The sequence below is a fragment of the Nocardia callitridis genome (assembly GCF_039543305.1).
Taxonomy (GTDB): Bacteria; Actinomycetota; Actinomycetes; order Mycobacteriales; family Mycobacteriaceae; genus Nocardia; species Nocardia callitridis.
In genome coordinates this window covers 286,697-303,457 of the sequence record NZ_BAABJM010000007.1, presented here as the reverse complement: position 1 = coordinate 303,457, position 16,761 = coordinate 286,697, and the positions used below count along the sequence as shown (strand labels likewise).

Annotated in this window: 4 protein-coding genes; all 4 read right to left on the bottom strand. The window is 67.5% G+C overall.

Going from position 1 to position 16,761, the window contains the following annotated elements:
* Window positions 1–23: 23 nt before the first annotated feature.
* The 4 genes from ABEA50_RS27550 to ABEA50_RS27535 all read right to left on the bottom strand — a co-directional run bounded on the left by ABEA50_RS27550 (window position 24) and on the right by ABEA50_RS27535 (window position 16,211).
* Window positions 24–4,604, bottom strand: a complete 4,581-nt coding sequence (locus tag ABEA50_RS27550; protein ID WP_345499122.1) for an amino acid adenylation domain-containing protein — start codon at window positions 4,602–4,604, stop codon at window positions 24–26.
* Complete coding sequence (locus ABEA50_RS27545) at window positions 4,601–10,774, bottom strand: amino acid adenylation domain-containing protein (protein WP_345499120.1); 6,174 nt, start codon at window positions 10,772–10,774, stop codon at window positions 4,601–4,603. The genes ABEA50_RS27550 and ABEA50_RS27545 overlap by 4 nt, the downstream gene beginning before the upstream one ends.
* Window positions 10,775–10,828: 54 nt before the next feature.
* Window positions 10,829–14,275, bottom strand: a complete 3,447-nt coding sequence (locus ABEA50_RS27540; protein WP_345499119.1) for an amino acid adenylation domain-containing protein — start codon at window positions 14,273–14,275, stop codon at window positions 10,829–10,831.
* A gap of 235 nt (window positions 14,276–14,510) precedes the next feature.
* Window positions 14,511–16,211: a condensation domain-containing protein gene (locus ABEA50_RS27535; protein ID WP_345499118.1), complete on the bottom strand. Its 1,701-nt coding sequence runs from the start codon at window positions 16,209–16,211 to the stop codon at window positions 14,511–14,513.
* Window positions 16,212–16,761 lie beyond the last annotated feature (550 nt).

Here is a 16,761-nt window from a genome sequence, read left to right as displayed (position 1 = left end):
GGTTAGAAAGTTAGGTAAGGCTATCATGAGTTCGACGCTCGGTCAGGGGCGTGTAGCGCCGCGGCGAGCGCCTCGACACCGCGCACCCACAGCCGCACCAAACGGTCGATCTCCGTTGCGGTGAAAAGGTTTTCGCTCCAGCGCCACGTCGTGCGCACCATCGGCCCGTGTTCGGTGGTTTCGACCGCGCAGATCAGGCTCAGCGCGTACCGCAGCGGCAGATCGGGTTCGTGGGCGATCGGCACGGCACCGGTCACCGCGGGGTCGGTGATCATCGACCATGCGCCGCCGCCGGTCGCCCCGAAATCGGTGCGACCGAGATAGTTGAACTCGACCTGCGGCTCATTCGCCCCCGACAAACCCTCGACCCGCGCGATGTCTTGCAACAGGCCGAAGTCCAGCCCCGCCTCGGGTACCGAATCAAGTTGCCGCCCAACGGTTTCCCACAGCCGCCGGGCCGCGTCGGGATCGGCGCCGGCCCGCTCGGCGTCGAGCGAAGCGCCAGCGCCGAGCCGGACAGGAAAGACGCTGGAGAACCAGCCGACGGTCGCCGAGGTATCGGCGCCGACTACCGCGTCGGCCCTGCCGTGGCTCTCCAACGCGACCAGCGCACCGCCGGAATCGTCCTGTCCGCGTTCGCGTCGCCACCCGCTCATCGTCATGGTCAACGCGGTAAGCAGGAATTCGCGGACACCGTGGCGCGGGCCGGACGCCTCGAGCACCCGCCTACTGGTTTCCGGCGACAGCGGCGCCTCGGTCGACCGCAGTGCGGCCCACGTGTCGCTCGGCCCAGGCTTGCGACTGCCCACCTCGGGATCAGGGGTGCGTACCTGGTCGATCCAATACTGTTGTTGGGACAATACGTCCGCCGACGCGGCACGTTCCCACAACAGCTGGCTCCACCGCCGATACGAGGTGTACTCGCCGACGACCTTCGGTGCGGCACCGACGGATACGTGCGCCCACGCCTCGGCGAGGTCGGCCATGAGGATTCCCCAGGACACCACGTCGACGGCGAGATGATGGATGACAAGCAGCAGCGCGTCACCGTTCGGCGCACCGCGCAGCCGTGCGGCGCGCACCAAGTCCTCGGCGCGTGGGTCGAGTGATTCGGTGGCCGAGCGAGTCGTCGCGGCGAGCCTGTCCTGGAAAGTCGCGCCGGTTTCCGCACCGGTCAACACATCCTGCGCGCGGACGGCGCCGGGCGCGCGGGTAACCAGGCGCTGCCCGTCCTCGGTGTCGACGAGTCGCGCGCGCAACACGTCGTGCGCGTCGAGCACGGCCTGCAGGACCGCGACCAGATCCTGATCGCTGATCCCGTCGGGCAGTACCAGCAGCACGTGTTGCGCCAGCCGACGGTACCGCGGTTGGGCGTACATCCACGACACGATCGGCAGCGGTGGCACCGGACCGTAGTCGTCGTCGGTGCGCACGCTCGGCGCTTGCGGGCGGCTGTCGACGGCTGCGGCCAGATCACGAATCGTCGGCGCGGACAGGATCATTCGGGGGGTCAAGGCCAGTCCGTCGCGGCGCGCGCGGTTCACCAGCGAGATCGCGACGATGCTGTCCATGCCGATCGCGAAGAAGTCCTGGTGCACGCCGGGAGCCCGGCCGTCGAAGACCTCGGCGAGCAATCCGCTCAACCTCCGCTCGGTCTCGGTACTCGGCGTACCCGATTGCTCATCGTCGAGGAACAACCGCTCGGCGAGGCGAGCCAGCTCACGCGCGTCCACCTTGCCGTTCGCGTTCACCGGGAGCGCGGGCAGCTCGCCGATCCGCGCCGGAATCATGTACGCGGGCAACCGTTGCGCGAGATCCCCACGCGACGCGACGAGATCGAGCGCCTCGCCCCCCGCGACGACGAAACCGACCAGGCTCGCCCCCGCACCGCGCCGCAGCACCGTCGCCGCCGCGGCGCGCACGCCAGGCAGGCCACGCAGCGCGGTCTCCACCTCGCCGATCTCGATGCGATAGCCACGCACCTTCACCTGATCGTCGGCGCGACCGAGATAACCGAGTCCTCCGCTCGGCAAGCGGCGCACCAGATCACCGGTCCGGTACATCCGACGACCGCTGACGAACGGATCGGCGACGAAACGGCTGGCGCTACCGCCATAGCGCCCGACATATCCCCGCGCCACCTGCGGTCCCGCGAGGTACAGCTCACCGACCACACCCACGGGAACCAGCCGCAGCCGAGAGTCCAAGGCGTATGCCGACATTCCCGCCGTCGGCGCGCCGATGGTCGCGGAGCCCGCCACCGATCCGTCGCCGGTGATGTTCGCGACGACCGCCTCCACGGTCGTCTCGGTGGGCCCGTAACAGTTGTGTACGGCAAGCGGCAGTTGGCGCAGCTGGTTCCAGAGTTGCGCGTCGATCGCCTCGCCGCCGAGCGCGAGCACGCTCAACGATCCGTCGAGCAGACCCGCCGATGCCAACTGCCGGAACATCGACGGCGTGGTGTCGATCATGTCGACACCGTGACGATGCACCGCCTCGACCAGTCGGTGCGCATCACGCATCGCTTCGTCGTCGAACAGCACGATGATGTGCCCGTCGAGTAGGCCGATCAGCGGTTGCCAGGAGGCGTCGAAGCTGAACGACCACGCGTGCGCGATGCGTAGGCCGCGGCCCAGCCGCGCGGCGGCCGGTCGATAGACGCGTGCGCGGTGGTCGAGGTAGTAGCTGATCAAAGCCTCGTGCGTGCCGATGACACCCTTGGGTTCGCCGGTCGAGCCCGACGTAAAGATCACGTAGGCGCTGCTCGCCGACCGTCGCAGGGGAACAGGAGCATCGGCCGGTTGTCGCGCGATGCCCTCGGCCACTTCGGGATCATCGATTTCCAGCACGGGAAGCTCGCCCGCGAGTGCGCGGTGTCCCCCGGCGGCGAGCACCAGCTTCGGCGCCGACTGCCGCAGGATGGAGTCGATCCGCGCCCGCGGCAAAGTGACATCGACCGGCACATATGCCGCACCGGCGGCGAGGATGGCCAGGATGGCGACGATCGAATCTATACCGCGCGGCAGGCACAGCGCGACAACATCTTCCTGGCCGACGTCCGCCGCGACCAGGGCGTTGGCCAGCCGAACGGCGCGCTCGCGCAGTTGTCGATAGCTGAGGCGATCGGTTTCGGTGACCAGGGCCGTCGCACCGGGAGTGCGCGCCGCCTGTTCGGCGAACAACTCGAATACCGTCGCCGCCGTTTCGGTGTCGTCCAACGCCGGGGTGCTCGAGCAGCGCAGCAACTCGGCGTGCCCGGCTTCGGGCAGCACGTCGAATTCCGCGATCCGGGTCCGCGCGTGCCGGGGAAGCTTGCGCAGCAGCGACACCAGCGCGGCACCGAGGTCCTCCGGCAAGTACGGCACGGCGTCGGGAACGGCCTCGATCACCACCGACAATTCGTCACCGTGCAGGTGCGAAACGACGGTGAGCGGATAGTGCGTGAGGTTCTGCGACATCACCGGGCGAAAGCGCACGCCGTCGCCGGTCGTCGTGTTCGCGAGTGCCTCGTCCATCGGTGCGTTCTGGAACACGAACATGGTGTCGAACAAGGTGGCATGACCCGCCGCACGTTGCACCGCCGAAAGGCTCAGGTAGCCGATCTCCCGCATGCTCGACGATTCCCGTTGCAGCCGCAGGCATTCGGTGACTACGTCGGCCTCGGGATCGAAGCGGAAGGCCACCGCGACGGTGTTGAGGAACAACCCGATCATGCGGTCGACGCCCGTGATCTGATCCGGCCGTCCGGTGACCACGGTGCCGTAGACCACGTCGTCACGGTCGGTGAGGCGCGACAACAGCAGCGTCCACGCGAACTGCGCGACGGTGTTCAAGGTGAGCCCGTGTTCGCGCGCCCAGCGACGCAGGCGCTCGGTGTCCTCGGCCGCCAGGAGGAAGCGGCTGATCTCGGCGACCCGGGTGCGATCGTCGTTGCTCGCCTCGCCGACCATGAGCGGACCATCGAGGTCGCGCAGATACTCGGTCCATCGCTGACGCACCTGCGCGACATCCCGTGCGCCGAGCCAGCCGATGTAGTCGCGATAGGGACGCACCGGTGGCAGCGAATCCGGCTGTCCGCCAGCCTGATAGAGCGCACGCAACTCCGAGAAGAACACCCCGAGCGACCAGCCGTCCAACAGAATGTGGTGAATCGTCACGATCAACCGCCACCGGGCGGTGCCCTCGGCATCCGCAGGCAGCCGCACCAGCATGGCGCGCAGCGCGGGACCACGCCGCAGATCGAACGGGCGCCCCACCTCCTCGGCGGTGACCTCGGCCAATTCCGCTGGCTGGCAGTCGACTTCGAGCCACGGCAGGTCCACCGCACGCGGGACGATCTGGACTGGTCGCGGCACGTCCTGATCCCAGAACACCGCGCGCAGGTTCGGGTGGCGGCGCAACAGGGCCTCGAGACTGCGGCGCAGCAGGTCCGGCCGCAAGGGACCGTCGATGTCGCACACGAACGGGATCGTGTACACGTCGGTGCCCTCCCCCGCCAGCGTGGCCAGCGAGAACAGGCCCTCTTGTAGCGGACTCAGCGCCAGCACGTCCTCGATCTCCGGCAGCGTCGCGGCTTCCTGCCGCGGCTGTGGCGACTGTGTCACTGCCACATCCTTCGCATGACGAGCAGGCCCTGATCCTCGTCGTCGAGCACCGCCGCGGCGCCGAGCGGGCTCTGCGGCTGTTCGGCGATCGCACGCAGGGTGTTGTCGAAGGCGGTCTCGACGATCCGTGCGTCGTCGTGTTCCAGCACGTCCTCGCCGTAGAAGATCACCGCCTGCACACTGTCGCTCGGCAACAACGAATTCGCGGGGAAGATCATCAGTAGCAGCGCGTTGTCGGTGGCGCCGCCGCCCTCGAACGACGTCAGTTCCAAACCGGCGGTGGCGAGTAGGTGCTCGAGATCCTTGCGACCGGGTGGATACGACTCGAACACGAACATGCTGTCGAACAGCTTGCGCGTGCCGCTGGCCCGCACCGCCGAACTGAGCGGGTACTGATGAAATTCCATGAGTTCGATACGTCTGGCGTGCATTTCGGCCAGATGGGCTCGCCAGCTCGATTCGGCACGTAGCTCGACGACAGCGGGAACGATATTGGCGAAACAGCCGATGGCACTGTCGACCTCATCCAGTTCCGCTGGTCGTCCCGAGACCGCCTCACCGAAGATCGCGGTGTCCTCGCCGGTGAGGCACCGTAGCGTGTTGGCCCACGCCAGCTGGCACACCACGCTGAAGGTGGTGCCCAATTCGGCCGCCACCGCGGTGAGCCGGTGCACGAGGTCGTCGTCGATGGCGAATTCGCGGAGCGCGGGTGCTCCGATCTCGGTGCCGCGCGAGGGTGCGACCAAGCACGGACGCAGGTCGGTGAGTGTGGCCCGCCACGCGGTTTCGGTGGCCTGTTCTTGTTCGCGGGTGATCGCGAGGAACTTCGCGAAGGTCTCCGGATTGCCGATCGGCTTGGCACCGGAAACGGCGTACTCGGCGAACACTTCTCGTGCGAGCAATTGGCCCGACCAGCCGTCCAGCAGCAGGTGGTGCATGGTGAGCACGATCATGCGGGTCGTGTCCGGTAGCCGAAGCACGGTGACCCTGGTGAGTGGTCCCTGCGCCAGATCGAACGGCGCGGCCTGGTCGGCACGGTAGAACTCGTCGAGCCGCCCGCGCTGATCTTCGGCATCGGAGATGTCGAGCTCTACCACGGGGACATCCATCTGCTCGGCGACAATCGCGTACGGTGCACCGGCCAGCGAAACCGACACCGTCACACGGAGATTCGGATATCGATTCAGCACGACGTCGAAGGCGCGTGCCAAGCGCGCCACATCCACCGTCCCCGCGACCCCGATCAGCGTCTGCACGTTGTAGACGTCCTTGCTGCCCGCGCTCAAGGCGGTGAGGTACAGACCCGATTGCATCGGCGCCAGCGGATACACGTCCTCGTAGGCGCCGTATTGCCGGTGCCAGCGGTCGAGGTCGAGTTGGGTGAGCCCGTCGGCGAGCACATCGCTGGGCGTCAGGCGACGGCTTCGGTTCTCGCGCACCGCTTCCGCGACCTCGCGCAGCGCCGAGGTCCAGAGCTGGGCCAGCGTAGCCACCTCGTCCTCGGTGATCGCGCCGCTCGGGAACCGGAACGAGGAACGCAGCCGTGCGGTGTCACCGTCGGTGAGGGTCACCGTGTTGATATCCAGCAGCGCGGGCGCTGGCATCCCATCGCCCTGATGTCCACCGAGATAACCGAACTCCGGGGCGGCGTCCCAATCATCGGCGTCGGACTCGGCGACCGCGAAGCGGCCCATGTAGTTGAAGCTGATCTGCGGCGGCGCGTACGCGGCGAGTATCTGCTGCGTCTGTGGATTCAGCCAACGCAGCAGACCCCATCCGATACCGGAATCCGCGACAGCCGACAACTGTTCCTTCACGGCTTTGACCGCGAATTCGATATCGAGGTCGTCGCCGCGCCCTTGCCGACCGACCTCGGCTGGTTCGTCCGCGGGGCGGACGGCCGCGAGAACGAGCGGATGCGTGGTGGTGAACCAGCCGACGGTATTGTCCAAACGCGCACCCGCGAACAGGGTTTCGACGCGGCCGTGCCGCTCCATGGTGATCGACACCGTCGGCGCGTCACGATCATGCCGTCGGCGCAGCCGATGCACCGCGACGGCCAACGCGGCGGCCTGAAGATCGAGGAACCCGCAGCCGAATGCTCGGGTTGCCTGGGTCATCAGGAAGCGGGTCTCGTCGTCGGAGAGTTCGGCGGTCACCTCCCGCACCGTGTCGGCGGTGTCCACGGCGGGGTCGAGCGTACGGCTGCCGAGCAACGGGTCGGGCGCCGAGGCGATCCGCGTCCAATGCGCCAGCGTGCCGAGCGTGGCCTGCTCGGTGGCGAGCATGGCGAGGCCGTGATTCCACGAGCGCACGGAGGTACCCGAATTCGGCGTGTTCGCCGCGCCGTCGGCGCCCGAGCGCCACCAGCGCCGCAGATCATCGTTGATGATCCGCCAGGAAACGCCGTCCACCACCAGGTGGTGCACCACGAGCAGCAGCCGACCGTGGCCACCATCGGCGGCGTGCAACCACACCGCGCCGACCACGGGACCTTCGGCGGGATCGAGGGCACCCGAAACCTTGCGCAGCTGCTCGTGGAGTTCGTGTTGCCAACCGTCTCGCTCGCACACCACCTCGTCGAGCGCGGGTGCCGTGAACCCCTCATCGGTTCCCGGAACGGCGAACGCCGGCTGCCCGCTCGGATCGACGGCGAGTCTGGCACGCAGCATGGGATGGCGAATCAACAACATCGCCAACGCTTCCCGGAGTTCTCCCGCGGTGCAGTCGGCCGGGGTGACTACCGCGGTCGCCTGCGTGAACCCTCGATGGTCACCCGGCGCCTGCACCAGCATCCGCGCGATCGGGTTGAGCGCGACCCAGCCGGTCGCACCGTCGTCGCCGAGCAGTGTCGAGATCGTCTCCTCGGCAACGGAGGTGGTGGCCGCCGCGATACGACCGACCGTGCGTGCGGTGAACAACGCGCTGGTCGTGATCTGGAGCCCGCGTTCCTTGAGCGCGGCGGCGATGCGGATCGCGGTGATGGAGTCGCCGCCGAGTGCGAGGAAGTCGTCGTCGGCGGCGAGATCGACGGTGTCGGCCAACCCGAGCACATGCCGGATCGCGGCAGCCACCGCCTGTTCGGCGTCGTCGCGTAATGCTCTGCCGCGTCCGGCTTCTCGGCCGAGTTCCGGTGCGGGCAGTGCCCTGCGGTCGAGCTTGCCATTGGCGGTCAACGGCAGCGCCGCCATCCGAACCAGGGCCACCGGCACCATGTACTCGGGCAATCTGGTCGACAGATAGGCCAGCAGGCGGTCGGTATGCGCGCTGTCGGGTTCAGCGGCCAACGGCGACTCCGCCTCGATGACGTAGTAGCCCACCAGAACCGCATCACCGGTGTGCTGGGCTCGCGCGTGCTCGGGGGTGCGCGCGATGGCCGCCGCCGACGCGACACCGGGTGCGCTCGACAACGCGGTGCCGATCTCGCCGAGTTCGATACGGTGTCCACGCACCTTCACCTGATCGTCGACCCTGCCGAGATATTCCAGGCGGCCGTGCCCATTCCAGCGCGCGACATCTCCGGTGCGATACATCCTCGCGCCGGGAACACCGGCGAACGGGCAGGCCACGAAGGCGGCGGCGGTGAGATCCGGTCTTCGGTGGTAGCCCTGCGCGAGCTGCACACCACCCAGGTACAGCTCGCCGACGACCCCTGGTGCGACCTGTCGCAACCCGTCATCGAGCACGTACACCGACGAATTCGATTCCGGCACGCCGATCAGGGCGGGTTCGACGCAGTCACCGATGGCCGGATCGCGCGGCTCGGTGGTGGCGAAGTCCTCGTGCATGAGGTCCATCGACGCCTCGGTCGGCCCGTACAGGCCGAGCACGGTGCCGCCGAAATAGCGGCTCGCCTCCTCGACCAGCGCGGGCGGCACCGCCTCACCGCCGAGGTACACATACCGCATCGACCGCAGCCGCGCCGGATCCGGACCGGCATCGATGAACGCGCGAACCACGCTGGGCACCAGCGAGATCTGGGTGATGCGATGCTGTTCGATAATGCCAGCCAGCGCCTCGACGTCGGCCTGCCACCAATCCACCGGGGGGAGCACGGTGGTGGAGCCGGTGCACAGCGCGTTCACCAGTTCGTAGACCGAGACATCGAAACCGATGGGCGCCTTCTGGAGAATCCGCTCCGTACCGAAACGCAGGTGGTCGCGAATCCATTGCACGTGGTTGGCGATGCCGCGGTGGTGGATCACCACCCCCTTCGGCCTGCCGGTGGTTCCGGAGGTGTACAGCAGATAGGCACCGTCGAGCGGGTGGACCGGGCGCGTGATCTCCTCGCCACCCAGTACGGCGGCATCCCGAGAATTCAGCTCGCGAAGCACTTCGGGTTCAGTGAGATCTACTGTCGTGACGTCGGTGTCGACCGGCAAGGCGGCGCGTTCGGCACGAAACACCGCGCGCACCAGCAAGGTCGGCTGTGCGTCGCCGAGCATGTACGCGAGGCGCTCGGCCGGATAACTCGGGTCCAGCGGCACATACACCGCCCCGACCCGTAATACCGCGGCGAAGGTCACCGGCAGCCATTCGCTGCGTTCGGCGTAAACGGCGACGTGATCGCCGTTGCGCACCCCGCGCGACACCAGCAGCCGCGCCAGTCGGTTCACGCGCGCGTCGAATTCGGCGTAGGTCAGTTCCTTGTCGCCGAAGACGACCGCGGTGCGCTGCGGGTAGTCGCGGCTCGCGGCACGGATCATGCCGTCGGCGGTCTCCGGCGTGATGTCCATGGACGGTCCGTGCGACCAGTCGAGCAGTCGAGCGCGGTCGGCGCTGGACAGGCGCAGCAGCTCGGGCAGCGCGATATTCTGGGTCGCCGTCGCCAATACACCGTCGATGTACTCGTGCAGACGATCGATCGTTGGCTCATCGAAAAGGTCTGTGCGATAGGTAATCTGGACGTCGGTGCGATCGGCGTGCAGAAAGGTCTCGACCACCAGCGGCAGCAAGGCGGCGCCATTGTCGATCAGTTCCCAACTGGTTCGCGCGCCGGGCAACTGGGGGCCGTCGATCTGCCGATGCAGGAAAAGGACCATGGTCTCGAACAACCGCGACCCGATATTGCCCGTCACCGCGTTCACCGCGCGGACAATATGTTCCTGCGGAAAGTGCCTACGTCGAAACGCTTCCGTGGTGGTACTCGATACTCGCGCGACCAGTTCCGCGAAGGTCGAGGCGGCGTGGCCGGTCAGGTGCAGCGGCAGCATATTGCCGAGATTGCCGACCAACAGCTCCATCCCCGGTTCTTCGCGATTGGCGACGGTGGTGCCGATCACGATGTCGTCCTGGCCGGTCAGCTGCCGCAGCGCGAGATAGTAGGCGGCGAGGAATACCGAGAACGGGGTGGTGCTCAGCTGGGCGGTCAGCCGCCGCAGGCTGGCGTCGGCCGCCGCACTGAGCGGACGGTCGGCGCGCGCGCCGCGCTCGGTCACCGTCACCGGGCGGCGATCGTAGGGCAGCCGCAACTCGGGCACTTCCCCGTCGAATCGGCTCTCCCAGAACCGCATCTCGTCGGTATGGTCCCCGGCATGGAAACGGTCCTGCTCCCATTCGGCGAAGTCCGCCACCTGACGGCGTAGCGGTTCGACCTCGACCCGACCGACCAGTGCCTGCCGGTAGTAGTCCGCCACATCGCGCGAGAGCGCGGACAAGGTCATGCCGTCCCAGGCGATGTGTTGAATCACCACGACCGCAACGATTTTCGCCGCGTCGACCCGAGCCAGGCACACGCGCAACGAGGACTCGGCCGCGAGGTCGAACGGCTCCCGCGCCGCGGCGGCGGCCAGTTCGGCGAGTCGATCCGCCTGCGCTCCCGTCAGGTCGGCTTCAGTCAGCCGTGGCGGAAGATGATCGTGAATCCGCTGGTACGGTTCACCGTCGTCACGCGTGTGATAGGTGGTGCGCAGTACCTCGTGTCGCCGCACCAGCGACTCGAAGGCGACGCGCAGCGCGGCCACCTCCACCTGCCCCTCGAAGGTGAGCGCGAGACACAGGTTGTATGCGGTGCTTTCCGGCGAAATCTGTTGATGCGCCCACACATACCGCTGTCCGAACGACAGTGGCGCCTGTGCCTTGTCGCGACGCGGCGGCACCGCCGCGGTCGCCAGTCCCTCCTGGGCGAGTCGAACCCGCATCGCTTCTTGTAGGTCTTCGAGCGAACGCATCAGCAAAACTCATCTCTGTACTGCGGAAGTCCGTTGTCCCCGCGGCGAATACGACTACGCGAGGCTCGAGGCGGTGGCGCTCGCGGCAACGGGAACGCTGATCTCGGCCAGTTCCACCAGGATTCGTGCCGCGCGCTCCAGTCGCTGCGGCGTGCTCTCGCGGGCGAGCAGCCCCGCGCAGATGCCGCGCACGGTGCGCGCGTCGAACACCTCGGTGACGCCGAAGTGCTCGACGGCCAGCAGGCCACGGATCTTCGCGGTCAAGGTGGTAGCGAGGATCGAATCGCCACCCGCCTCGAAGAAATCGGCCGCCACACCAACGGCCTCGACCTCGAGAACCTGCGCGACGATGTACTCCACGGCGGCCTCCAGCTCGGTGGCGGCCGGGACGATCACACGCGCGGGCATCGCCTCGACACTCAACCGGCGCCGGATCGCCGCACGATCGAGCTTGCCGTTGCTCGTCAGCGGGGCACGGTCGAGCACGTCAACGGACTCGGGAATCATGTGTCCCGGCAACAGTTTCCGTACCGGATCCAGGTCTATCGCCGCGGGCGCCACCACCGCGGCGACCAACCGGCCCGCGTCGGTCACCACCGCGACGGCCTCACGCACCTGCGCCACCGTGCACAGTGCCGCTTCGACCTCACCGAGTTCGACACGGAAGCCACGAATCTTCACCTGATCGTCGGCACGACCGAGGAAGTCCACCGCACCGTCGGGGAGATACCGAGCGAGATCACCGGTGCGGTACCAGCGTATTCCGTCGACGACGACGAAACGCTCCGCCGTGCGGGCCGGATCGCCGCGATACCCCTCGGCGACACTCGTTCCACCGATCCACAATTCGCCGACCACCCAGTCCGGACAATCCTCACCACGCTCGTTCACCACACGCAAACGCACGTTCGACAGCGGCATCCCGTAGGGCACCGTCGCCAGGTTCGCGGGGAAGTCCTCGGTGACCTCACATACCGTGGAGTGAATCGCGGTCTCCGTCGTGCCACCGAGCCCAGCGAAGCGCAGACCCGGCACGCGCTCGTGAAAGCGATGCGCGAGTGTCGTTTTCACCCGATCTCCGCCGGTGATCACCAGACGCACCGAACGCAACTGAGTACCGGTCGCCGTGTCGAGCAGCATGCCGAGCAAACCGGGCGCGCAGTTGATCACGCCGACACCGGTTTCCTCGATCAGTGCCGCCCACGCCACCGCGTCACGCTCGACGTCGGCGTCGACGCAGACCAGCGCGCCGCCGAGCGAGAGCGGGCCGAAGATGTCGAACACCGAAAGGTCGAATTCCAGTGCGGACAGGCCGATGTGCCGGTCGGTGCCGTCGATGCCGAAGTGCGCGCTGAGCGCATCGATCGTGTTCGCCGCCGCACGGTGGCTCACCTCAACGCCTTTGGGTTCGCCGGTGGATCCCGAGGTGAACAGTACGTATGCCACCGCGTCGGGGTGCGGTGCCACGATCGTGTCCGCCGGTGTGCCCTGCGCAGCCGTCGCGAGCTCCACCGCGGTCACGCCCTCGGGTAGCTCCACCGAAGCGTCGACGAGGGCGACGCGGGCGCCCGAGCGCAACAGAATTCGTTCCTGTCGCGCCTGCGGCTGTCCCGTTCCGATCGGCACGTACGTCGCGCCCACGGCAAGCACTCCCAGCACAGCCGGGATCTGGTGATGCCCCTTCGCGACGACGACCGCGACACTGTCACCGGAACGCACCCCCCGCTCGGCGAGCCCGCGCGCCACACCGAGCGCCTGTCGCGCCAGCTCGCCGTAGCTCATGCTGCCGCCGTCCCGCCACAGCAGCGCTGCCCGATCCGGCGCCCGGTCGGCTTCGGCGAAGAACGCCTCGTGCAGCGTTCGCGCCGCCGACTCGGTAGCGGTGTCGTTTGCCGCCGCCCGCACCGCACGCTGCCGCTGCGGTAGCGGAATCCGCAGCGGCGCATGCCAATCAGCGTCCGGCGCCAGCAGGGCGAGCAGTGTCGAACGGAATGCCGCGAACATGGCCTCGACAACGCCCACCGGCATCGAATCCCTGCGCACATCCCAGTTCACCAGAAGCCCACCGTCGATCTCGGCGGCCTGCGCGTCCAGGTCGACCTGCGGGCCCTGCGAGATGATCCACACCGGCCTCCCGAAGATTCTGGTAATCCGCTCCGAGAACAACTCCCCCAGGTCGAGGCCCGAGGTGAAGACCACCGACGGGGTGACCGGCGCGCCACGGCTGCGACCGAGATCACGCAGGACATCGAGGCCCTCATAGGTGGAATGCGCCGCGCACGTGTGCAATTCATGCTGCAACCGTTTTGCGCGCCGCACGGTCGATTCGGTCCCGGTGGCGTCCACCTCGACAAGTACCGAGTTGGTGAAGTCGCCGACCACCTGGTCGACGTGCTCGTCGAGCGGTTCCCTGTCGAACAGCGGAACATTGAGCAGGAAACGCTGATTCGCTGACCATCGCGCGATGACCTCGGTGAATACCGTGGCCAGCGCGACAACCGGCGTGACACCATGACCGTGCGCCAGCGTCCCGAGCCGTGCCTTCGCCGCCGCGTCGAACCAGTGGTGCAGCCGGATACTCGCGGCGGGATCGGCGCGTTCGGCCTCGGGCACGACCGGCAAGGACGGGATATCCGCCATGGTGTCGATTCGGCGGTCCCACCAGGCTTTCGCCGCGGAATTGTCTGCCGCGGCGTGCCGTTTGGCGGCGAGATATTCGCGGAAGGTGTAGCCGACCGGCTCTACGATGCCGGTGTCGGCTTCGTAGAGCGCGGCCAGATCGTCGAGGATGCGGCGGTAGCTCAGCGCGTCGGCGGCGAGCATATCGACGTCGACGTGCAGCCGGTGCTTGCCGCCGGGAAGCAGCGTGAGCGTGATGTCGAGGACCTGACCGTCCGCGACCACCATCCGCTGATGGCTCTTGTCCTCGCGTAGACGTTCGAGTTCCGTGGCCACCGTGTCTGATTCCCGATCAGTGAGATCGACACAGTGGAAGACCGGCAGCAGGGGTTCGGGCAGCACGCGCTGAGTCCCGCTATCGGTGAACCGCACGCGCAACTGCTCATGCCGCCGCACCACACCGCGAACCGCGCGCTCCAACCGGTCGGCACGGGCACCTTCCCCATCGAATTCGACGTAGAGATGCGCGGCGACACCACCGAGCGCCTGGTCCTGACGCCGCCCCACCCAGTAGGCGTGCTGCATGGTGGCGAGCGCGAATTCCTCGTCCGGCCCGGCGTTTTCGGGTGCTTCGGCGGCGGGAGTCGCTCGGTCCTCGGCACCCGCCTCCGCCAGCAGGCGCGCCCATGCCGCGATCGTCGGTTCCAGCGCGAAGCTGGAGCTGCGCACGTCGTAGCCCTGTTTACGCCAGCGCGCGGCCAGATGCATGAGCTTCATCGAATGCATGCCGAGGCTCACGAGATCGTCGGTGTCGCCGATCGTTTCGGGTCGAACACCCGTCTCCGCCGCCACGATGTCGCGAATGTCAGCTTTGCTGGGCATCAGACTCCTCGAACTCCCACAGGCAGCCCTGTTCAATCAGGCAAGGCTTACCTAACTAAGGTGATCATAACTCGAGCGACGCGAGTAGGACACCCTTGCGCTCAGGCAAGGAACCGACCGGAGTCGCTTCTCCGGTCTCACATTCAAGTTCCCCTCTTTATTCTGTTGTGCAGCAATACAATTCCTTCATCCATTGGATTCATGTCCGACCTGTGAGCTACAGCGCAGTACCCGTTCAGCGTGCGCTGAAGTTCTTTCCCAGCGCCGCCAACGTCGCCGGATCCAAGCCGGAAGCCGCCATCGGTGCGACCTCGGGCACCGACTCGGCAGGCCCGCTCGAATCCGCGCTGGACAGCTGGGCGGCGAGATCCTGAATCGCGGGGAACTCGAACACCTGCTGCACGTCGAGCGCGTACCCCTGCTCGGCAAGCGACGTCACCATTCGCAATGCCGCGATGCTGTCACCACCGAGCGAGAAGAACGTGTCCGCGCGACCCACCTCATCGTCGGCGTCGAGTTCGAGCACCGCGCGAATCGCGTCCGCGATCACCCGCTCCTCCTCGGTGTCCGGCGGGCCACCGAGGCCCGCTTCCCCGGAGAACAACTCGGCGCGGGAGAACAGCGTGACCGTCGCCGAAGGCTCCGCCGTCGGGTCGTCCACTCCCGCCGACCATGTGCCGACCAGCCGCGCGAGCAACGCGGTGAACGCGTCGATATCGCCGCCACCCCACGGCCGCTCCGGAAATTCCACCACCACCGTCGCGCCGTCGGCATCGGTCACCACGTCGACGACAACATCGACACCATGCGGTCGCGCCCCCCTGCGCACCAGTTCGCGCACCGAGGCCTCCGATCCGCCGCGCTGTCCACCGAACTCGACGGTCGCACGCACCCGCACCAAGACCTGAAACAGCGCGCCGTTGATCACCGCCGCAGCACCCCACAGCTGATGGGTGAGGCGTTCGATCCTGGTGCCGGCGTGCCGTTGTGCCTGCGCGCGTGCCTCGGTGGCCGCACCGATCAACTGCCGAGGAGTGCGACCCGCCGTCGGATTCAGGCGCAACACCAGATAATTCGCGTAATTGCCGAGGGCCTCACTACCCGCGTGCGCCCGGTCGGCGACACCGACGGCGACTTCGACACCGAGACCGACCTCGTGTGCGGCCCGCGCCGTCAGCGCGGCGAACACGTCCGTGTGCTCCGCGTCGGCGACCAACGCGGACAAGCCCTCGGCGGAAACCCGAAAACGCCTGCGCAAGGCCGGGATCGGGTCGGTTTCCGTGCGCGCCGTGGCGTCGGCGCCGCTATCGGAGACCGGTGTCGCACGATCGGGAAGACCCGCGAGACGCTCGGTCCAATACGCCAAATCATCGTCCTCGACCGTGAGCGTCTTCACCTGCGCCATGGCGAAATCCCGATACGGCGCGCTCGACGCGGACGCATCCCCGAGCAACTCGGCAACCACCAACTCCAGGGTTCGATCATCGGCCGCCACCGGGTGCACCGTGACACTCAGTACGTCACGCTCGGCCAGCACATACCGCCGAATCCGCACCGGAATCTCGCGCACCAGATCGAACCGGTGCGCGGCGTCCGCACGCAGGGCCACCGCCAGATCGGCCGCCGCGGGCAGCCGAATGGTCTCCACCACCGACTCCGGCGCGACGAGCACCTTCTGGTAGGGCACGCGACGATCGTCTGGATACACCGTCCGCAGGACCTCGTGCCGGCCGACCAACGCGACGGCCGCACGTTCGAGCAACTCGGCGTCGAACCCACCGGCGAGCTCCAGCGCGACGAACAGGTCGGGCGCGGCGATCCGGCGCAATCGCTCAGGCAGCAACGCCGCCTGCTGTGCGGGTGCGAGCGGGATCGCGCGCTGCGCCCGCTCCCCCGAACTCTTAGGCGGCGGCTGCGACGTAGGTGTACTCGACATCAAATCCCTTTCACTTGACCGACATTCGTGCACATCGGCCCGAGCTGTTGGTGAATTCCCGACCTGAGAGCACAGGCGCGTACCGCGCGCATCGGTTCGAACCGCCCCGGTACGGACGACCTGGCGCGTGGTAGCGACCTCGAACCGGGAACGAACCGGCGACGCGTCCGCACCGACGGTGTCGCTGCCGCCGGACTCCTCTGCGCATCGGTCCTGGCGCGAGCACGAAGGCTGCGCCCCACACGACAGCGGCCGCACGTAACGGAGAGCCGGGTGTTCCTCGCTGCCCGAGCTAAAAGATCGCGGGGGTGATCGACAGTCGACAATTCGCGGCCGCATCCGCCGTGCCACCCAGCGGTCGATCCGATTTGCATAGGCTTACCTTATATAGGGTTGCCTTATGTGGATAGGGGTGCAGAGTCGCTTCAGACGCCGTTTCGGCATGGCCCGCTGGCCGCCCACCGCGACAACGGCACCACTCTCGTTATCGACCAGCAGCTACGTGCGCCCGGCACCGGGCGCACCGCCCCCCACAACCGCCACGGGATCA